Below are 19,043 nucleotides of genomic sequence, written 5' to 3' on the forward strand. Positions count from 1 at the left end.
TCGTATTTTTTGTGTAATTTTGCAGGCAAATTAGAATAATAGAGAAAATTACAATGGCAAAAGAATTAAAAGAATTAACGAAAAGGGCTGATAATTACAGTCAGTGGTTCAATGACCTCGTGGTAAAGGCCGACCTCGCTGAACAGAGTGCCGTGCGTGGTTGTATGGTCATCAAGCCTTATGGCTACGCCATCTGGGAGAAGATGCAGCAGCAGTTGGATAAGATGTTCAAGGAGACAGGTGCCCAGAACGCTTATTTCCCCTTGCTGATTCCTAAGTCGTTTCTGAGTCGTGAGGCCGAGCACGTAGAGGGATTCGCCAAGGAGTGTGCCGTGGTGACACACTACCGTCTGCGCGCCAAGGACGATAAGAGTGGCGTGGAGGTGGATCCTGCAGCCAAGCTCGAAGAGGAGCTGATTGTGCGCCCTACCTCAGAGACCATCATCTGGAACACCTATAAGAACTGGATCCACTCCTGGCGCGACCTGCCCCTGATGTGCAACCAGTGGTGTAACGTGATGCGCTGGGAGATGCGCACCCGTCCGTTCCTCCGTACTTCAGAGTTCCTCTGGCAGGAGGGTCATACGGCCCACGCCACCCGTGAGGAGGCTGAAGAGGAAGCACAGAAGATGCTGAAGGTGTATGCCAAGTTTGCTGAAGAGTGGATGGCAGTGCCCGTGGTTCAGGGCGTGAAGAGCGAGACCGAGCGATTCGCTGGAGCCCTCGACACCTATACCATCGAGGCGATGATGCAGGATGGTAAGGCCCTGCAGAGTGGTACCTCCCACTTCCTCGGACAGAACTTCGCCAAGGCCTTCGAGGTGCAGTATCTGAATAAGGAGAACAAGCCCGAGTATGTGTGGGCTACCTCATGGGGTGTTTCCACCCGTCTGATTGGTGCCCTGATTATGACGCACTCTGATGACAACGGACTCGTGCTGCCTCCGCGTCTTGCTCCTATCCAGGTGGTGATTATCCCTATTGCCACGAAGCCCGAGCAGATGGAGCAGGTGAACAAGGAGGTGACGCCTATCATCGAGGCCCTGCGCCAGAAAGGAATCACCGTGAAGTTTGATGATGCCGACAACAAGCGTCCTGGCTTTAAGTTTGCTGATTACGAGCTGAAGGGTGTTCCCGTACGTCTGGTTCTGGGTGCCCGCGACTTGGAGAATGGTACTATCGAGGTAATGCGTCGTGATACACTCGAGAAGGAGACACGTCCTATCGACGGTATCGTGGAATACGTAGAGCAGCTGCTGGAGGATATCCAGAAGAACATCTTCGAGAAGGCCAAGGCCTTCCGTGACGCCCACATCTATGAGTGTGAGAACTACGAGGAGTTCAAGGAGAAGGTAAAGGACGGCGGTTTCTTCCTCTGCCACTGGGACGGCACTGCCGAGACCGAGGCCCGCATCAAGGAAGAGACTCAGGCCACCATCCGCTGCGTGCCCTTCGGCGTAGAGCAGACACCTGGTGTGGATATGGTGACAGGCAAGCCTGCCAAGGCCCGCGTGATCATTGCCCGCAGCTATTAATAGGGCTCAAGGATATACACAAAGGAAAAAGGGAACATTCTCATGTTCCCTTTTTTTTAACCATAAAACAATATAGAAAATGTCTTATATTGTTTTAATGGAGGGCGAACCGCCACTTACCATCACGATAAATAGAGTTCTTAATTAACCTTAATAATCTAATACCATGAAAAACACATGGCAAAGATACAATTATTTCTTAATACCATCGTTAAAAAAAGAACAAAATTGGTTAATATTTAACGTTTGTTTAATACCTCTTCGTCTTTTTTTAGGATATTTTGCAATATATGTCCCTTGATCCTCTTCTTCTCTGCGGCACTCAGCACTGGTTCTGAAGGAAAACGCTGCCAATCTGGTGTAAAATAACTGACACGGGACTCACCATATATGGAGTCAACAAGGAAGGTTTCCACCATTGCCACAACCTGCGAAACACTGTCTATGGGCTGCGCCAAAGGCAACAGTAACAGGTCGGTCTTCAACGACTCACTCATCCGGATGGTGAGACTATCGTCAGCCAAAGCCGTCATCTCACTGGTTCCTCCAAGCGTATTCCTCACCTCCGCCTTCATGTGGGAGTCGAGAAAATCGATGAAGTCAAGACGATTGTTCTGAGAAAGATAGGGCATCAAGGAGTCGGGCATCTGCTTGAAGATGTCGCGTATAGTGACATCCTGGGCAGACACCTGACCTGTTATAGAGGCGAACAATGCCGCCACAATCCATTTCCTCATCCTCTGCTGGGTCTTAAGTCCTTCACGCGGACAGCCTTACCCTCGCTCTGAGGCAGCGAGCCTTTCTTCACGAGCTTGACCTGAGGCGTCAGCAGTATCTCGTCCTTCAGCGCGCGCTGGATGTCCTTCATCATCTTCTGCATCTCGGGATAGATCTCGGTCTCCAGACTATCGAGCTCTACTTCAACTGTCATCACATCGTTGTCATCGATAGTCTCCAGCGTGATCAGATAGTTAGAACCCAGACCAGGATACTGCACGAGAATCTTCTCCACCTGCATCGGGAATACGTTTACACCCTTGATGATGAACATATCATCGGTACGACCCTTGATACGGTCGATACGACGATGGGTACGACCACACTTACACTCACCAGGAATGATGCGGGTAAGATCGCGAGTACGATATCTAAGGATAGGCATCATCGTACGGTCGAGCGTGGTCAGCACCATCTCACCCATCTCACCATCGGGCACTGGCTCCAGGGTGTCAGGATCAACGATCTCAACGATATAGTTATCCTCCCAAAGGTGCATACCTTCCTGATACTTACACTCGAAAGCTACACCAGGACCATTCATCTCGGTCATACCGAAAGAGTTAAAGGCCTTCACACCCAGCATACGCTCAATACGGCGACGCTGTTCCTCAGTATGAGGCTCGGCACCAATACAAAGGGTACGGAGCTTAGTTGATGCGGGATCGACACCTTCCTCCTTGAACACCTCAGCCAGACGGATAGCATAAGAGGGAATGGCATGCAGGCAGGTCGTGCCAAAGTCCTTGATAAATTTGATCTGACGCTTGGAGTTACCAGCTGCAGCAGGAACCGTCATGGCACCCAGCCACTCTGCACCATACTGGAAACCCAGACCACCTGTAAACATGCCATAACCAGAAGAATTCTGGAACACATCGCTCTTACGACAGCCAACCATATAGAGGTTACGGGCAATCATATTGGCCCACGAACAAATGTCATGCTCGGAATAAACAACTACACAGGGGTTACCTGTAGTTCCACTGGTAGAGTGGATACGAACAGCATCATCCAGATGGCCTCCTACCAAACCATAAGGATAGTTATCACGAAGATCCTGCTTTGTGGTAAAAGGAATCTTACGCAGATCGTCCAGGCTATTGATAGAATCAGCCGTGATACCCAGCTCACCTAAACGCTGCTTATAGAAAGGGGATTTCAGGCATACGTTGATTGTATCCTTCAGTTTTTTCACCTGCAGCTGCTGGAGCTGCTCTCTTGGCATCTTTTCGATTTCCGGCTGCCAACACTCTCCGTCAGGCTTAATAGTAGCCATGATTTTCTCGTCAGTCATAATATTTTCGTTTTTACTTCTTTATTTTCTTACTTTTTCGCCAGTTGCATCATCATCACGGCACTCAAGCCTGCCGTTTCTGTGCGCAAACGACTTTTACCCAGATGCACCGACTGCCAGCCAGCCTCCATAGCCAGCTTCACCTCGTCGATGGAGAAATCCCCCTCGGGACCGATCATCACCGTTGCATCCTCACTGTCAGAGGGTTTCTGCAGTTCTTCAAAAAGATAGCTGCGCGGTATCTCCTCATAGCAATGGGCAATATACTTTCTACCCTCGCGAGGCTGTTGTACGAACGACTTGAAGGAGACAATCTCGTTGATGACGGGCTTCCAGGCTTTGTGACTCTGCTTCATGGCCGAAACCACGATCTTGTCCAGACGGGTGGTCTTCACCAGGCGGCGCTCAGAGAACTGACAATTGAGGAACGACACCTCGTCGAGTCCCACTTCTGTGACTTTCTCCATCATCCACTCGATACGATCCATCATCTTCGTGGGTGCGATGGCGAGCTGAACCCTACCCTGCCACTGTGGCTCTTGAGGCATGGACTCCAGAATCTCATAGTAGCAATGGTGAGTGGCAGCTATCGTAACCTGTGCCTTGAAATAGTTACCCGCACCGTCCATCAGAAACATCTCGTCACCACTCTTCAGCCTGAGCACCCTGAGGGCATGCATCGCCTCCTCGGCAGGCAACTCAGTCTGCTGGGCAGCATCGGGTACATAGAAATATCTAGCTTCTTTCATTGTTTTCTTTACTTGGTCTTTTCTGGATGGAACACCAGAGCGAACGATATACCCACAACGAGGGCAAAGGTGGCGAAGATGAACCAACAGGTGGTCCAATCACCCTGCAAAAATCCGTTCTCCCAATGACAATAATGGTTTACGATCTCTCCTGCCACCAATGTGCCAAACGTGGCTCCGACACCATTGGTCATCATCATGAAGAGTCCCTGGGCCGAGGCCTTGACACTTGGTTCGCACTCCTGGTCTACGAAGATACCACCTGAGACGTTAAAGAAGTCGAAGGCGACACCGTAGACGATACATGAGAGGATGAACATAATCACGCCCGGCATCGCTGGGTTGCCCACACCGAAGAATCCGAAACGGAACACCCATGCGAACATGGACATCAGCATCACTACCTTGATACCAAAACGCTTCAGGAAGAAAGGTATCATCAGGATACAGAGCGCCTCACTGATCTGTGAGATAGAAGTGAGCAGTGTTGCATTATTGGCGGCAAAGGATGTTGCTATGGCTGCATCCGCACTTCCCTTGAAACTCGTGATAAAGGGTCCGGCATAGCCGTTGGTAACTTGCAGACACATACCCAGTAATGCTGAGAAGATAAAGAACAGGGCCATCTTCTGACTCTTGAAGAGTTTGAAGGCATTGAGCCCCAGACTCTCTGCCAGAGACACGTTGGTTTCCTTCTTCTCCAGTTTGCACTCGGGCAGCGTGAAACAATAGAGGAACAGCACAATGCTCAGAACACCTGAGACAAAGAACTGCATATAAGTATACTGGAATTTATGGGCATTGTCTGAAAGTGTCATTGAGAAACCGCCGTCTTCCCATACTGCGCAATTGACAAACCACATCATAACGATAAATCCTACGGTGCCAAGTACTCGGATGGGCGGGAAATCCTTCACTGTGTCAAGACCGTTTTTCTTCAGAATGGTGAATGCCGTGGTATTGGTCAGAGCAATGGTAGGCATGTAGAATGCGACGCTGAGCGTATAGAGCGCAATGAACAATGCCTTGTTTTCCAGTTCGTTACCAAAGCCTGCCTGAATGCCGAGCCACCAGCAGCCCAGCATGAAGCCTCCTGCCAACAGATGGCAGAGACCTAACGCACGCTGAGGTTGCATGTACTTATCAGCTACAATACCCATCAGTGTAGGCATAAAGATACTCACGATACCCTGGATGGCATAGAACCAAGAGATCTTGTCGCCTAATCCTGCTATTCCAAGGTAGTTTCCCATACATGTAAGATAAGCCCCCCAGACGGCAAACTCCAGGAAGTTCATCAATGACAAACGGAATTTCAAATTCATAATCTTATCGAGTTATTGGTTTTAACTTAGTTTCTCTCTTTCTCAACGGTCCTCAGCACGGGGCGTTCACCTAAGCGGCGTACATGTGGTTTCAGCGAGTCGGCTTTCTCTGCCTTTACAGTGTCGGTCTTCGAAGCTTCCGTCTCCTCGGGCAATTTATTGTGGAAGCGAATAAGCCGGATGCCGTCAATGAACATGAGGCACATATCATTTGATGGTTTTTCCTCCATGCGCTGTCCCATCAGGATGTAACCCTTGATTTCTTTCACGCGTTCCCTGCACATCGCGATTCTCAATGACGTCGAGCCTTTGCCAGAGACGATGGTATTCTGGGATACCGTACTATCGTTCTCATAAGTCATGGCCAGATAGGCCAATGCCTGAGAATAACCCGCTTGCGTCAGTAACTCATTGTTGAAGGTCATCAGGAAATGGTCACCAGCATGATACGAGGTGTCGCACTTCTGGTAGAACTGCATCAGGTGATAAGGACGCCGTGGCATCAGGATCAGCCTTCGTGGACCCTCCCACACATCGGCCGTATCACCCGAGAGCGACAACATACTGTAACGCTCCACCTCACCAGCGGAAGCACCTCTGACGAGTGCCTCTTCGCCCAACCGTTCCTGCACATTCTTATAAATCTCTATAAAGCGGTCCGCACGCGTATAATAATAGACTAATGAGGAGTCAAACTCTGCCCTCGTCACGTTGTGTTTCTTCAGCAACGCCTCGAAGAAGTAGTTACGAGTGTAGTCAGTGCTCTCGCCTTCCCTTGAGGCAATGCCCTGTGACACATGATAGTCGTAAAGAATGTCCTCCATATCGTCAGGTTGGATCACATCTTCGGGCACACTGGGTTTACAGGCTGCAAACAACCACAGCCCCAATGCCAGCCACACTAGATGTATCCTACCCTGCTTCATGATGCCTGTTCCTCAGTTTTTTGTTTATCCTCCTGCATCGAGATCTTGCTGATTTCCTCACGATAGAAGAGTATCAACAACACCACACTTACGCTGATGCTCGCATCGGCGAAGTTAAATACAGGACTGAAGAATACGAAGTGATCGCCTCCCACCAAAGGCACCCACATCGGCCATTCAGTCTCTATCAAGGGAAAGTAGAACATGTCTACCACCTTACCCATCAGGAAAGGCGCATAACCAGTACCGAAGGGCACGAAATATGACACGTAGTAAGGCGATGACTCATTGAACATGAGCCCATAAAACATACAGTCTATCAAATTACCCACAGCACCTGCCAATACCATCGACAGACAAACGATATAGCCAGTACGAGCGCCCTTATTGACCTGTTTCCAGATATAATAGCCGAGTGCACCAATAGCCACCACACGGAAAAGCGACAAGACAATCTTGCTACCCAACTGCATGCCGAAAGCCATACCGTTGTTCTCAATAAACGCGATGTAGAACCAGTCAAACACATGGATGCTCTCATGGAGCGACATCGATGTCTTAACCCAGATTTTGATGGCCTGGTCAATAAGCAGAATGGCGACCACAATCAAAATCGCCAGTCTGCCTTTAGTGATAAGAGGACGGTTGCGGGTCACTTCTTCTGATTCATCTTTGACTCCACACTCAGCGTAGCATGAGGTACGGCACGGAGACGCTCCTTAGGAATGAGCTTGCCCGTGATACGGTCGATACCGTAAGTCTTATTTTCGATGCGAACCAATGCAGCCTTCAGTCCCTGAATGAACTTCTGCTGACGGGCAGCCATCGAGATCAGTTCCTCTTTCGACTGAGTAGCACTACCCTCCTCCAAAGCTTTGTAGGTGGGTGATGTATCATCCACGTCGTTTGAGTCCTGATTCGTCAGTACTCGCATCATCTGGTCGTAGTCACGCTTAGCCAAAGCCATCTTCTCGTTGATAATCTGACGGAACTCCTCGAGCTCTTCATCAGTGTAACGCGTTTTCTCTGCCATAATTCAGTTATTGATTTATAATAATTTATTTCTTTTCCACCTTAATGTTCAGCTTGAAGTCATCAAAGTCAACTTCCTGGCCATCATTGACTTCCACCATCAGAGCATCAGCCAATACCTGAGTCTTGATATAGTCGCCGAAGTTGTCTACAGCTTTCTTCACATCATCATTGGGAGCCAGTGTTACGTTGATACGATCAGTAATCTCCAGACCACTCTCTTTACGGATGTTCTGGATGCGGTTGATCAGCTCGCGGGCCATACCCTCGTTCTTCAGCTCCTCGGTAAGTTCCACCTCTAGAGCCACCGTCAGGTTACCCTCGTTAGCCACCAGCCAGCCCGGGATATCCTCGCTGATGATATCCACATCGGCAGCCTCGACGGTGAGATCCTGCCCCTCGACATTGATGGCAATGGTGCCCTGCTGCTCGAGTTCAGCAATCTGCTCCTGCGAGAGGGCGTCCATAGCGGCAGCCACACTCTTCATGAGCTTGCCGAACTTCTTACCCATCGTGCGGAAGTTACACTTCACCTTCTTAACCAGCACGCCGGCACCCTCAACGAAACGGAGTTCCTTCACGTTCACCTCGTTCATAATCAGGTCCTTCACAGCTTCGATGTGCTTCTTCTGATCAGCGTCGACGGCAGGAATCATGATGGCCTGCAGCGGCTGGCGCACCTTGATATTCACTTTACGACGAAGAGCCAGAACCATAGACGTGATCTTCTGTGCCATCTGCATGCGGGCCTCGAGATCCTTATCAATCTGGGATTCATCAGCAACAGGGAACTTATCGAGGTGTACAGAATCGAACTCACCGCCCAGATCCTTATACAGCTGATCGGCATAGAACGGCGCAAATGGAGCCAGCAGTTTGGCTACCGTCATCAAGCAGGTATAGAGTGTCTGATAAGCCGAGAGCTTGTCCTCGCTCATCTCCTTACCCCAGAAACGTTTGCGGTTCAGGCGCACGAACCAGTTGGAGAGGTCATCGTTAACGAAAGTGTCAATCAGTCGGCCTGCACGTGTTGGATCATATCCGTCAAGCTCTGTCTCCACACCCTTGATGAGGGTATTCAGGCAAGAGAGAATCCAACGGTCAATCTCAGGACGCTTGTCGAATGCCACCTGAGCTGCAGCAGGGTCGAAGCCATCCACATTGGCGTAGAGGGCGAAGAAGCTATAGGTGTTATACAATGTGCCGAAGAACTTACGGCGCACCTCGTCAACACCCTCTGGGTCGAACTTCAGATTGTCCCAAGGCTCCGAGTTGGTCATCATATACAGACGCACAGCATCACTTCCGTACTTACCAATCATATCGAATGGGTTCACCACATTACCTACGTGCTTCGACATCTTATTGCCCTTGGCATCGAGCACCAAGCCTGAAGAAATGACATTCTTGAAGGCTACTGAGTCGAAGATCATAGTAGCAATAGCGTGCAGGGTGAAGAACCAGCCACGCGTCTGGTCTACACCCTCATTGATGAAGTCACATGGGAAGGCTATACCCTTATCAATCAGATCCTTATTCTCGAACGGATAGTGGATCTGAGCGTATGGCATAGAACCGGAATCGAACCAAACATCAATAAGATCGGTCTCGCGCTTCATAGGCTTACCGCTCTCTGAAACAAGCACGATATTATCAACATATGGACGATGAAGGTCAATCTTATCATAATTCTCCTTACTCCAGTCACAAGGCACGAAACCATTGTCCTTCAACGGGTTAGAGGTCATAAAACCAGCCTTGACGGCCTTCTCTATCTCGTTATAGAGTTCCTCTACTGAGCCGATGCAGATCTCCTTGCCATCCTCGTCACGCCAGATGGGAAGCGGTGTTCCCCAGAAACGTGAACGAGAGAGGTTCCAGTCGTTCAGATTCTCAAGCCAGTTGCCGAAACGGCCTGTACCTGTTGATTCGGGCTGCCAGTTGATGGTCTTGTTCAGTTCGAACATACGGTCTTTCTTCGCTGTAGAGCGGATAAACCAAGAGTCGAGCGGATAGTAGAGCACGGGCTTGTCAGTACGCCAGCAGTGAGGATAGTTGTGAACGTGTTTCTCGATCTTGAGCGCTGTTCCCTCCTGCTTCATCTCCATACAGATGACGATGTTCAGGTCTTCAGCCTTCGAGGCAGCCTGCTCGTCGTACTTACCGTCCTTGTTGAACTCAGGCGCATAGGCGTTCTTCACATAGTCGCCGGCATGACGGCTATAGCCCTCTACGTTGACGCACTTCTCGACGAAGTTATTATCGAGCTCGTCCATCACGTAGTACTTACCCTGAAGGTCGACCATCGGGCGAGTCTCACCTTTCTTATTAATAAGGAAGAGGCTTGGGATATGAGCGTCCTTAGCCACCTTGGCATCGTCGGCACCGAAGGTAGGAGCAATATGCACGATACCGGCACCATCCTCTGTTGTTACATAATCGCCAGGAATCACGCGGAAGGCCTCGCTCTCCATCTCGACGAACTGATCCTTGCCGTTCTCGCTGGCAAAGACTTTCTCAGGATGGGCCTCTGCATAAGCCTTTACATAGTCGGCAGCATTCTGATCAAGCTTTGCCGAAGGCTTTACCCAAGGCATCAACTGCTGGTATTTCATACCAACCAACTCCTCGCCAGTATAGTGGCCAACGATACGGTAAGGTACGAACTTCTCACCTTTATTATATTCAGGCATCTCCTCACCGTCGGTGATGTTGCCCTCTGGAGCCAGATAGGCATTCAGACGGCTCTCTGCCAGGATGATGGTGATCTTCTCGCCGTTATAGGCATTATAGGTCTCCACAGCCACATAGTCGATCTTCGGACCTACGCAGAGGGCTGTGTTCGAAGGCAGAGTCCAAGGCGTAGTGGTCCAAGCCACGAAATAAGGCTCGCCCCATTTTGTCCACTCTTCCTTCGGATTGAGGGCCTTGAAGAGCGCCGTCACCGTCGTATCCTTCACATCACGATAGCAGCCGGGCTGGTTCAGCTCGTGAGAGCTCAGGCCCGTTCCTGCAGCGGGTGAATACGGCTGGATGGTGTAGCCCTTGTAGAGCAGACCTCTCTCGTAGAACTGCTTCAGCAGCCACCACAGCGTCTCGATATACTTGTTATCGTAAGTGATATAGGGATTGTCGAGGTCCACGAAGTAGCCCATCTTCTCTGTGAGGTCGCGCCACTCCTGGGTGAACATCATCACATTCTCGCGACATTTCTTGTTGTAGTCTTCCGTCGAGATGTATTTCTCCGAAGCTTTGTTGTCGATATCAGCCTTCGTGATACCGAGTTCCTTCTCCACGCCCAGCTCTACGGGCAGTCCGTGGGTATCCCATCCGGCCTTACGCTTCACCTGATAGCCCTTCATCGTCTTATAACGATTGAAAGTATCCTTAATGGTACGAGCCAACACGTGGTGAATACCAGGATGTCCATTGGCAGAGGGAGGACCCTCGAAGAATACAAACTGGGGACAGCCCTCACGCTCTTCGACAGAGCGCCAGAACACATTTTTCTCTCTCCACATCTCAAGGATGTCACTGTTCACCTGTGTCAGGTTCAAACCATTGTGCTCGGCAAATTTCTTAGCCATATTATTCTATTTTCTTTTTTACCTTTTTTACTTTTTATATTTGGGGTGCAAAGGTACTAATTTTCTCTCATCTAACCAAATGAAATAATTATTTTTAATATTTCTGCTAAAAAAGTACGTTATTTCAATTTTTTTGTTTATTTTTGCAGCAGTAAAATCAATAATTTAAAAACTTAAGCTTTATTTATGGTTACATTTACAATGATTCTTCAGCTCTGTATTGTACTCGGAGCTTTATGGGTAGGTTCTCGTTACGGAAGCCTCGCCTTGGGAGCAATTTCTGGTATTGGTCTCGCCATCCTTGTATTCGGATTTGGACTCAAGCCGGGCACACCTCCTACCGATGTTATCTACATCATCATTGCAGCAGTCACATGTGCAGGTATCATGCAGGCATCAGGAGGTATGGACTGGCTGATACAAATAGCAGAGAAGCTGCTGCGTAAGCATCCTGACCGTATCACATTCCTTGCCCCGTTGTGCACTTTCTTCCTTACCGTCTTGGTAGGTACTGGTCACGTGGTTTATACTTTGATGCCCATTATCTGCGATATTGCCCTGAAGAAAGGTATCCGTCCTGAGCGCCCATGCGGTGTGGCCTCTATAGCCTCACAGGTAGGTATCACTTGTTCGCCCATCGCCGCTGCTGTAGTAGCTTTCGTTAGTATATCCAATACCAACGGGTTTGACATTACGATCCCACAGGTACTCATGATTTCCATTCCAGCCTGTATCTGTGGACTGATGGCAGCCGCTGCCGCATCATACCGTCGTGGTCTGGACCTCGACAAGGACCCTGTGTTCCAAAAGAAGATTAAAGACCCTGAGCAGTACAAATATATCTATGGTTCGAATGCTACCACACTTGATATGGAGATCCCGAAGGAAGCCAAGCGTGCCGTATTCATCTTCTTGGGTGCCCTCGCCGTCATCGTTTTCTTCGCCATTTTCCAGGAAGCACTGCCTTCCTACAAAACGTTGCGTGCTGTTCATGATGCCAATGCGCTCTATATTAGCAAAGATATGGCCGTTACGGGCGATCAGTTGGTGAAGGCAAACGTTTACCTTAAAGGTACTACCGAATGGTATAACAAGACGCTGCCTATGAACATCGTCATCCAGATTGTTATGATCTCCGCTGCTGCTTTGATGATTATTTTATGTAAGGCTGCTCCGAAAAAGGCCGTCGCAGGTCCGGTATGGCAGTCTGGTATGGTAGCCGTTGTTGCAATTTACGGTATTGCATGGCTTGCCGATACTTATTTCTCTAACTACATGGGCGAGATGAAGACTATGTTGGCCGGTGTTGTAGCGCAGTATCCTTGGAGCATCGCCTTGGTGTTCTTCCTGGTGTCCGTACTGATCAATTCCCAAGGTGCCGTTGTGGTAGCGATGCTGCCATTAGCATATTCGCTGGGTATTGCAGGCCCCGTGCTCCTCGGCGTGTTGCCCTCTGTCTACGGTTACTTCTTCATCCCGAATTATCCTTCCGATATTGCGACGGTGAACTTCGACCGCTCAGGTACTACGGTGATTGGAAAATATCTTCTCAATCACTCGTTCATGATGCCAGGCTTGATCTGTGTGATTACATCCACCATCGTGGCCTACATCCTTTCAATGATTATCTACTGACTGCGATAACCACAAACAACCGAGAGGCCTTCCCTGCAACGGGAAGGCCTCATTATTTCGGTAGGTATATTGTACAATAATTTATGCCTGAAGCCTAAGGCGACGGCAGATGACGTAAGCCATCAGAATCGCGATAGCCGCCAACAGGGCTAAGGCGGCCCCCACATAGAGGAAGGGTTTCTGAACATCAAAGGTAGGTATGGCGAGGAATACGGACCACTCAAGACTTTCGATGGGGCCATAATAGAGTGTACACGGTTCACCTTCAATCTTCATCTGAGTCATACCTGTCTGACCATTTTTTACATCATCAAGCACATGGACATCATCGAGGGGTACATACTTCTCACTGGGATGAAGGATGCAAACGCCTTCTTTGTTCATAACAACAGAATAGAAATCGAGATTGCGACCCATCATATATTTGTTGACCTGGGGAGCCTGACGACAGGATTCGTTGATACGCTCCAGTTCTTTATCGAGCCAGTCGAAGGTGACATCAGCACCACAAACACAGACAAGTTGACCTTTCTTGTCGTAGATAGGCTTAACAAACGTAATATAATGACCGCTGATATCGGTGCCATCGTAGTAATAATAGGGGTCTGACCAGAAAGTCTGTTTCGTCTTCTTGGCGCTGACATACCAGGGTGAATTGATGTAGTCATGGGTATCGCTACCTACGAGAGAGGTTTGATAAGGGTCATTACCTATATGGTGGACATAAGGTTCAAACCAATGGCCTTCCGACTTAAAATAGTAAGGTTCGAAAGCAGCGAAATAGCCTAACACATTAGGATTCAACGGAGCCTCGCTCTGAAGGGCAGCGATGACGGCGTCGGGTGAATCGAGATTTTTTTCTACAGCGTTGAATACATTAACAGCACTCATCTCCATGCCTTTAATCGTATTCTCAAGATGGGTGGCAATTGCAGTCTGCAGGCCTGTATAGCGTAAGTTTGTCTCTGCGCGCATAGCCGTCCAGAATGCCCAATAGGACAAACTAATAACAAGGAGGATTGCAAGGGTTATGGTAAGGAATAGTTGCCAGTTTTGACGTTTCATAGAAATTAGGGATAAATTTTCAAAGATGGAGAGGCACCAACAACGGTGCCTCTCACGCGTGTGTTAACCCAAAAACTTACTTTTTATCCTCAGTCTTCTTGGTCTCAGCTGCATTCTTGGCAGCGGGTTTGTATCGTTTGTTCAGGCCGTTGATAACGTCCTGCGTAATGTCAAGTTTACTGCTACCGAGCAGAATGTTGTCACCAGCCTTGGAAAGAATCAGGTCGAAGTGCTTATCAGCATTATAGTCCTTAAGGAAATTCTGCAAAGAGTCACGCAGGGCCTCGTTGAACTTAGCGGTCTCTGTAGCAAGTTCATTCTCCAGACGTGCCTGAAGCTCCTGAAGATCGTTCTGCTGGCGCTGGATGGCATTCTGTACGCTGGCGGCCTGCTCACGGCTTTGGAAACCGTTGTTATTCAGTTTCTGTTGGAAGTTGTTGACAGCTGCCTGAAGGGCATTACCCTTCTGGGTAAGCGTATTGCGGGCATTGTTCGATTTTTTTTGCAGAGTGACGCTGTAGTCCTTAGCAAAATCATACTGGGTCATCAATGAGTCAACCTCTACGAAGGCAACCTTCAGACCATCACCAGAAGCGGCTGCGGGCTGTTCGTCCATCTTTGGAGTGGCATTGTTGCACGATACCATCATGGCAGCGATGGCAAGTGCTGAGAAAATGTACTTTTTCATCTTGAATTATTTAATGTTTATTGTTTATTCATTAATGTTTAATCTCTTCTGTTCTCTCATCTCACGATCCTGATCCATCACACAATGGATGCCTCTTTCGCGCATGGCCTCTGAATCGTGGATATGCTGCGACTTGAACTCGCCCTGCTTTACAAAAAGCACCCTCACGAGGAAAAATAACATCGCGATAGCAATTATTAACGTGCTGATGAGCAGAGTTTCAATCATTTTTTGTACTTTTGCGGGTGCAAAGTTACAAATAAAAGATTAAACATGTATAATTAAACATTAAAAAATAAATTAATAATGAATAAAAACGATTTAAAACCGGCTATTGTCTTCGAAGAATTTGCGAAGATTAACAAAATTCCCCGTCCTTCGAAACACGAAGAGAAGATGATTGACTACTTGAAGAACTGGGGCGTGAGCCGCGGACTCGACACAAATGTCGACGAGACTGGCAATGTAATTATCCGTAAGCCGGCCACCAAAGGCATGGAGAACTGCAAGACGGTGATTCTACAGAGCCATATGGATATGGTGTGCGACAAACTCGTGGATGTAGAGTTCGACTTTGACAAGGATGCCATCAAGACCTACGTCGACGGAGAATGGCTTACCGCAGAGGGAACCACACTTGGTGCCGACGATGGTATTGGCTGTGCCATCGAACTCGCCATCTTGGCTTCCGAAGATGTGAAGCATGGGCCTATTGAGTGCGTCTTCACCCGAGACGAGGAGACTGGTCTTACAGGTGCGGAGGGCATGAAAGCAGGTTTTATGACTGGCGATTATCTCATCAACCTCGACTCTGAGGACGAGGGTGAGATTTTTGTTTCCTGCGCAGGAGGTCGAAACACCCAGGCCAAGTTTACTTTCACCCGCACAGAGGCGCCTGCAGGCAGTTTCTTCCTAAAAGGTTCCCTGAAAGGACTCGTTGGAGGACATTCTGGCGACGATATCAACAAGAAGCGCGCCAATGCCATTAAGATCCTTGCCCGTTTCCTTTTCCAGACCATGAAGCGCTATGAGGGAACACAGCTGGCACAGTTCCATAGCGGAAAACTACACAATGCCATTCCCCGAGACGGACAGTTTGTCATCGCCGTCCCCAACGAACTGAAAGAAAATGTACGAGCTGATTGGAACGTGTTTGCTGCAGAAGTTGAGGACGAATTCCATGTGACGGATACGCAGATGGTGTTCTCAATGGAGAGTACAGATGCAGAACTGGTCATCGCCCCCGAAGTAGCAAAGAAATTTGTGTGGGCCATTCAGGCCGTGGACAATGGCATCTATGCCATTTGCCAGGACGAGGCTTTAGGCGGTATGGTGGAGACTTCGAGTAACATTGCCAGCATCCACACCTCTGAGACCACGATCGACATCCTAAGCAGTCAGCGTTCTAACGTCATGTCTAACCTCGACAATATGTGTGCCACCATCCAGGCTGTATTTGAACTCGCTGGTGCTGAGGCGAAGAGCAGCGACGGCTATCCTGCTTGGAAGATGAAGGCCGATTCGAAGCTACAGGAGATTGTGGTAAATTCTTATGTGAAGCTCTTTGGCAAGAAGCCCATCGTGCGCGGCATTCACGCCGGATTGGAGTGCGGTCTCTTCTCTGAGCGCTACCCACAGCTCGACATGGTGAGCTTCGGTCCTACCCTCAGATTCGTACACACACCCGACGAGCGGCTGCATATTCCCACAGTTCAGATGGTGTGGGACCATCTGCTCGATGTACTCCAAAACATACCACAGAAATGAGACTCTCGCGCATACCTATTATTATGTGTATACTCACCTCCGGACTGCTGTTCGCCTCGTGCGGACAGCAGTATAAGGCAGAGCAAAAGGTAAAAGCCTTCGTGGAGGAGAACATGGAAGTGGCAGACGAAATTAGCGGGCGCGATTTTGCCGATATTGGAACAACGCGCCATATCAGTGACTCGCTGATCGAGATGATGCGTCGTCGAGGTGCACCGGGATTCAAAAAGGACATCAGTTACGGACAGATTCCAACGGGCGACCTGCTCTATCTGCGGATGAAGTATGTATTCAAGGGCGATACGCTGCAGAACACATTCTATATGGACCAAGAAGCACAGGAAATCATAGCGTTCAAATAACAAAAAAATCCTCGCAATTGCGAGGATTTTTTGTAGTCGATAGGGGAATCGAACCCCTATGCCAAGATTGAGAATCTTGTATCCTAACCATTAGATGAATCGACCGCGCTGCATCTTCTGGAGTATCACCCCTGCGGAAGGAGGGGGATTCGAACCCCCGGTACGGGAACCCGTACGGCAGTTTAGCAAACTGCTGGTTTCAGCCACTCACCCATCCTTCCAAGGACTGCTTGCGCTTAAAACCGAGGGGTTATCTCCTCAAATGCGGGTGCAAAGGTACGACTATTTTTTGGTTCCTGCAAATTTTTGAGCAACTTTTTTCAAAAAAACTTGGAAAAACCCCAAAATCCCCCATTTCATGGGATTAACAATGAGGAATCACCATAGCTGAGGAAGCGGAAGTCGTGACTCAACGCATAGTCGTAAATCCGATGCCAATCACCTTTCACAAAGGCACTCACCAGCAGAAGCAGCGTAGACTGGGGCTGATGGAAGTTGGTAACGAGCATCTTTACGATGTGATAATCGTATCCTGGGGCGATGATGATCTGCGTGCTGCTATGGAGCACGGTGAGTGAATGGGCATCCATCCACGCAGCGAGAGCCTGCAAAGCTTCCTTGGTCCCCACCTTCGTTTCTTGTTCATACGGTTCCCATTGGGCGACATGCAGCTGTTCTTCATTGAGCGAAGGGTTACGCATCACCTTCAGTCCCATGTAATAGAGACTCTCCAAGGTACGCACACTGGTGGTGCCGACAGCGATGGCGCTACCTTCGTGATCGATGAGCTTCTGGATGGTATCACGACGCACACTGACATATTCGGTGTGCATCTCATGCCCCTCGATCTCCTCGCTCTTCACGGGTTTGAAAGTGCCAGCACCAACATGAAGGGTAAGTTCCTCGCGCTGGATACCGTGGGCATCAAGATCGGCTAAGACCTCTGGCGTGAAGTGGAGACCTGCCGTGGGAGCTGCCACCGAGCCCTTGATCTTCGAATAAACGGTCTGATAGGTTGTCTTGTCACTCTCCTGAGTCTCACGGTTAAGATAAGGCGGGATGGGCAATTCACCCATAACGTCAATGATCTCAGCGAAGCTGGCTTCACCCGTCCACTCGAAATCGATGCGGTGAGAAGTTCCATGAATAGGACCACGGGTAGCAGTGACGACAACGGTCTGACCGTTAATTTCAATCTCACGACGCAATGTGCCTTCTTTCCACTTTTTAAGGTTTCCCACCAGACAATACCAGGCGCAGCGACCTGAGGTCTGGAACATCAGTTCATAATCAGAAGGTTCAGCGGGCTCCAGCAGGAACACCTCGATCAAAGCACCCGTCTCTTTGCGAAAGTGCATGCGGGCCTGGATCACCTTGGTATTATTAAACACCATTAGCGCTCCCTTCGGCAAATAGTCGGGCAGATGATAGAACACATCCTCCCCTACCTCACCCTTGCGATAAATAAGCAATTTGGAGTGGTCGCGCTGGGCAATGGGGAACTTAGCAATACGCTCGTCGGGGAGCGGGTAGTTATAATCACTGATGTGGATATGGCGTGGATCAGAAATCATATGAGACAAGCTTTTAAAAGTGCGAATAAAAGGGTGAAAGTAAAGACGCTCACGGGGATGTTGCAATCTATACGATGATAGCCTGTCACAGTACTTTGTGTAGAAGACAGTTTACGGCCGAAATCCATGTCGCGCGTCAGACGATAATAGAGATAATAAACGCCACAGGCCACGAGGAATCCCCAGGTAAGGCCCACAAGGATATCGCCAGGGTAATGAACACCGAGATACAATCGTGTCCAACAATTAACCAATGACCAGATGACCAGGGTGGCTGAGAGCAGACGGCTGCGTACAATCCAACTAAAGAGGATGGCGATACTGAATGTGTTGGCAGCATGAGCAGAGAAGAAGCCATACTTACCACCACGATAGCCATCGACGATATCCACAAGCAGACCGATCTCAGGGTCATGGGTAGGACGCCAACGGGCAACGGTGGGTTTCACAATACCGTCATCGACAGCTCCTGCAAGCAGATAACACAGAGCAGCAGCACCAACGACGTATAGCACCTTACGGACGGTACTATTGTTGTTAAGTACGAGATAGAAAAGTGACAGATACAGGGGAATCCACGTGGCCCCATGGGTCAGTGTACGCACCACACGGTCGAGAAACAGCGAGTCGCTTCCGTTGACGCTCAGCAGCAACTGCTTATCGAAGGACTCGACCATCTGGCCGAAGCTTTGAGCAACCAATAATATGTCAACCCACATCATCA

17 protein-coding genes and 2 tRNA genes are annotated in these 19,043 nt (G+C 49.1%); 4 read left to right on the forward strand and 15 right to left on the reverse strand.

Annotation, left to right across the window (positions count from 1 at the left end; genetic code table 11):
• The first annotated feature begins 53 nt into the window (after nt 1-53).
• Complete coding sequence (proS, locus tag BMY16_RS03450; protein WP_091840095.1) at nt 54-1,535, forward strand: proline--tRNA ligase; 1,482 nt, start codon at nt 54-56, stop codon at nt 1,533-1,535.
• Between the two features lie 239 nt (nt 1,536-1,774).
• Here proS and BMY16_RS03455 read toward each other — a convergent pair whose 3' ends face one another.
• Genes BMY16_RS03455 through ileS form a run of 8 tightly spaced genes read right to left on the reverse strand, consistent with a single transcriptional unit; the run spans nt 1,775 to nt 11,228 of the window.
• Nucleotides 1,775-2,272, reverse strand: coding sequence for a DUF3256 family protein (locus tag BMY16_RS03455; protein WP_091840097.1), 498 nt, complete (start codon nt 2,270-2,272; stop codon nt 1,775-1,777).
• Nucleotides 2,269-3,591, reverse strand: a complete 1,323-nt coding sequence (locus BMY16_RS03460; protein WP_091840518.1) for a phenylacetate--CoA ligase family protein — start codon at nt 3,589-3,591, stop codon at nt 2,269-2,271. The genes BMY16_RS03455 and BMY16_RS03460 overlap by 4 nt, the downstream gene beginning before the upstream one ends.
• 47 nt (nt 3,592-3,638) lie before the next feature.
• The gene (locus BMY16_RS03465) at nt 3,639-4,358 is read right to left on the reverse strand and encodes a 16S rRNA (uracil(1498)-N(3))-methyltransferase (RefSeq protein ID WP_091840098.1); all 720 of its coding nucleotides are present in this window, start codon (nt 4,356-4,358) and stop codon (nt 3,639-3,641) included.
• A gap of 8 nt (nt 4,359-4,366) precedes the next feature.
• Entirely contained in the window at nt 4,367-5,683 is a 1,317-nt protein-coding gene (locus tag BMY16_RS03470; RefSeq protein ID WP_091840100.1) for an MFS transporter, read from the reverse strand.
• A gap of 26 nt (nt 5,684-5,709) precedes the next feature.
• Complete coding sequence (locus tag BMY16_RS03475) at nt 5,710-6,609, reverse strand: DUF4296 domain-containing protein (RefSeq protein ID WP_091840102.1); 900 nt, start codon at nt 6,607-6,609, stop codon at nt 5,710-5,712.
• The gene (locus tag BMY16_RS03480; protein ID WP_170835985.1) at nt 6,606-7,265 is read right to left on the reverse strand and encodes a lipoprotein signal peptidase; all 660 of its coding nucleotides are present in this window, start codon (nt 7,263-7,265) and stop codon (nt 6,606-6,608) included. The genes BMY16_RS03475 and BMY16_RS03480 overlap by 4 nt, the downstream gene beginning before the upstream one ends.
• Nucleotides 7,262-7,642 (reverse strand): TraR/DksA family transcriptional regulator, encoded by a 381-nt coding sequence (locus tag BMY16_RS03485; protein ID WP_091840104.1) that lies wholly within the window; start codon nt 7,640-7,642, stop codon nt 7,262-7,264. The genes BMY16_RS03480 and BMY16_RS03485 overlap by 4 nt, the downstream gene beginning before the upstream one ends.
• 25 nt (nt 7,643-7,667) lie before the next feature.
• Entirely contained in the window at nt 7,668-11,228 is a 3,561-nt protein-coding gene (gene ileS / locus BMY16_RS03490) for an isoleucine--tRNA ligase (RefSeq protein WP_091840106.1), read from the reverse strand.
• A gap of 186 nt (nt 11,229-11,414) precedes the next feature.
• Between ileS and BMY16_RS03495 the strand changes: the two genes are divergently transcribed.
• Nucleotides 11,415-12,863: an anaerobic C4-dicarboxylate transporter gene (locus BMY16_RS03495; RefSeq protein WP_091840108.1), complete on the forward strand. Its 1,449-nt coding sequence runs from the start codon at nt 11,415-11,417 to the stop codon at nt 12,861-12,863.
• An 81-nt stretch (nt 12,864-12,944) separates the two neighbouring features.
• On the opposite strand, the gene BMY16_RS03500 is transcribed toward BMY16_RS03495, so the two are convergent.
• From BMY16_RS03500 to BMY16_RS03510, 3 genes are all read right to left on the reverse strand, one after another.
• The gene (locus BMY16_RS03500) at nt 12,945-13,838 is read right to left on the reverse strand and encodes a PDC sensor domain-containing protein (RefSeq protein ID WP_170835986.1); all 894 of its coding nucleotides are present in this window, start codon (nt 13,836-13,838) and stop codon (nt 12,945-12,947) included.
• A 166-nt stretch (nt 13,839-14,004) separates the two neighbouring features.
• Nucleotides 14,005-14,616 (reverse strand): OmpH/Skp family outer membrane protein, encoded by a 612-nt coding sequence (locus tag BMY16_RS03505; RefSeq protein WP_091840111.1) that lies wholly within the window; start codon nt 14,614-14,616, stop codon nt 14,005-14,007.
• A 24-nt stretch (nt 14,617-14,640) separates the two neighbouring features.
• Nucleotides 14,641-14,844, reverse strand: a complete 204-nt coding sequence (locus BMY16_RS03510) for a hypothetical protein (RefSeq protein ID WP_091840113.1) — start codon at nt 14,842-14,844, stop codon at nt 14,641-14,643.
• 78 nt (nt 14,845-14,922) lie between these two features.
• Between BMY16_RS03510 and BMY16_RS03515 the strand changes: the two genes are divergently transcribed.
• Both BMY16_RS03515 and BMY16_RS03520 read left to right on the forward strand, forming a co-directional pair.
• Nucleotides 14,923-16,383 carry an aminoacyl-histidine dipeptidase gene (locus BMY16_RS03515; protein WP_091840115.1) on the forward strand — a complete coding sequence of 487 codons (1,461 nt, stop codon included), beginning with the start codon at nt 14,923-14,925 and terminating at the stop codon, nt 16,381-16,383.
• Nucleotides 16,384-16,406: 23 nt separating this feature from the next.
• Nucleotides 16,407-16,745: a hypothetical protein gene (locus tag BMY16_RS03520; RefSeq protein ID WP_170835987.1), complete on the forward strand. Its 339-nt coding sequence runs from the start codon at nt 16,407-16,409 to the stop codon at nt 16,743-16,745.
• 33 nt (nt 16,746-16,778) lie between these two features.
• Here the strand turns inward: BMY16_RS03520 and BMY16_RS03525 are convergent.
• The 4 genes from BMY16_RS03525 to BMY16_RS03540 form a co-directional block, all read right to left on the reverse strand.
• Nucleotides 16,779-16,850 (reverse strand) — tRNA-Glu (locus tag BMY16_RS03525).
• 29 nt (nt 16,851-16,879) lie between these two features.
• A tRNA-Ser gene (locus tag BMY16_RS03530) sits at nt 16,880-16,966 on the reverse strand.
• A gap of 135 nt (nt 16,967-17,101) precedes the next feature.
• Nucleotides 17,102-18,319, reverse strand: a complete 1,218-nt coding sequence (locus BMY16_RS03535) for an S-adenosylmethionine:tRNA ribosyltransferase-isomerase (RefSeq protein WP_091840118.1) — start codon at nt 18,317-18,319, stop codon at nt 17,102-17,104.
• The gene (locus BMY16_RS03540) at nt 18,316-19,041 is read right to left on the reverse strand and encodes a phosphatase PAP2 family protein (protein WP_244512865.1); all 726 of its coding nucleotides are present in this window, start codon (nt 19,039-19,041) and stop codon (nt 18,316-18,318) included. The genes BMY16_RS03535 and BMY16_RS03540 overlap by 4 nt, the downstream gene beginning before the upstream one ends.
• Nucleotides 19,042-19,043 lie beyond the last annotated feature (2 nt).

This window comes from Prevotella sp. ne3005, assembly GCF_900110085.1.
Lineage (GTDB): Bacteria > Bacteroidota > Bacteroidia > Bacteroidales > Bacteroidaceae > Prevotella.

Excerpts from the sequence above, each read along its gene's own strand:
- proS (WP_091840095.1), top strand. The coding sequence starts at position 54 with ATGGCAAAAGAATTAAAAGAATTAACGAAAAGGGCTGATAATTACAGT.
- BMY16_RS03455 (WP_091840097.1), bottom strand. The coding sequence starts at position 2,272 with ATGAGGAAATGGATTGTGGCGGCATTGTTCGCCTCTATAACAGGTCAG.
- BMY16_RS03460 (WP_091840518.1), bottom strand. The coding sequence starts at position 3,591 with ATGGCTACTATTAAGCCTGACGGAGAGTGTTGGCAGCCGGAAATCGAA.
- BMY16_RS03465 (WP_091840098.1), bottom strand. The coding sequence starts at position 4,358 with ATGAAAGAAGCTAGATATTTCTATGTACCCGATGCTGCCCAGCAGACT.
- BMY16_RS03470 (WP_091840100.1), bottom strand. The coding sequence starts at position 5,683 with ATGAATTTGAAATTCCGTTTGTCATTGATGAACTTCCTGGAGTTTGCC.
- BMY16_RS03475 (WP_091840102.1), bottom strand. The coding sequence starts at position 6,609 with ATGAAGCAGGGTAGGATACATCTAGTGTGGCTGGCATTGGGGCTGTGG.
- BMY16_RS03485 (WP_091840104.1), bottom strand. The coding sequence starts at position 7,642 with ATGGCAGAGAAAACGCGTTACACTGATGAAGAGCTCGAGGAGTTCCGT.
- ileS (WP_091840106.1), bottom strand. The coding sequence starts at position 11,228 with ATGGCTAAGAAATTTGCCGAGCACAATGGTTTGAACCTGACACAGGTG.
- BMY16_RS03495 (WP_091840108.1), top strand. The coding sequence starts at position 11,415 with ATGGTTACATTTACAATGATTCTTCAGCTCTGTATTGTACTCGGAGCT.
- BMY16_RS03500 (WP_170835986.1), bottom strand. The coding sequence starts at position 13,838 with ATGCGCGCAGAGACAAACTTACGCTATACAGGCCTGCAGACTGCAATT.
- BMY16_RS03505 (WP_091840111.1), bottom strand. The coding sequence starts at position 14,616 with ATGAAAAAGTACATTTTCTCAGCACTTGCCATCGCTGCCATGATGGTA.
- BMY16_RS03510 (WP_091840113.1), bottom strand. The coding sequence starts at position 14,844 with ATGATTGAAACTCTGCTCATCAGCACGTTAATAATTGCTATCGCGATG.
- BMY16_RS03515 (WP_091840115.1), top strand. The coding sequence starts at position 14,923 with ATGAATAAAAACGATTTAAAACCGGCTATTGTCTTCGAAGAATTTGCG.
- BMY16_RS03520 (WP_170835987.1), top strand. The coding sequence starts at position 16,407 with ATGTGTATACTCACCTCCGGACTGCTGTTCGCCTCGTGCGGACAGCAG.
- BMY16_RS03535 (WP_091840118.1), bottom strand. The coding sequence starts at position 18,319 with ATGATTTCTGATCCACGCCATATCCACATCAGTGATTATAACTACCCG.
- BMY16_RS03540 (WP_244512865.1), bottom strand. The coding sequence starts at position 19,041 with ATGATGTGGGTTGACATATTATTGGTTGCTCAAAGCTTCGGCCAGATG.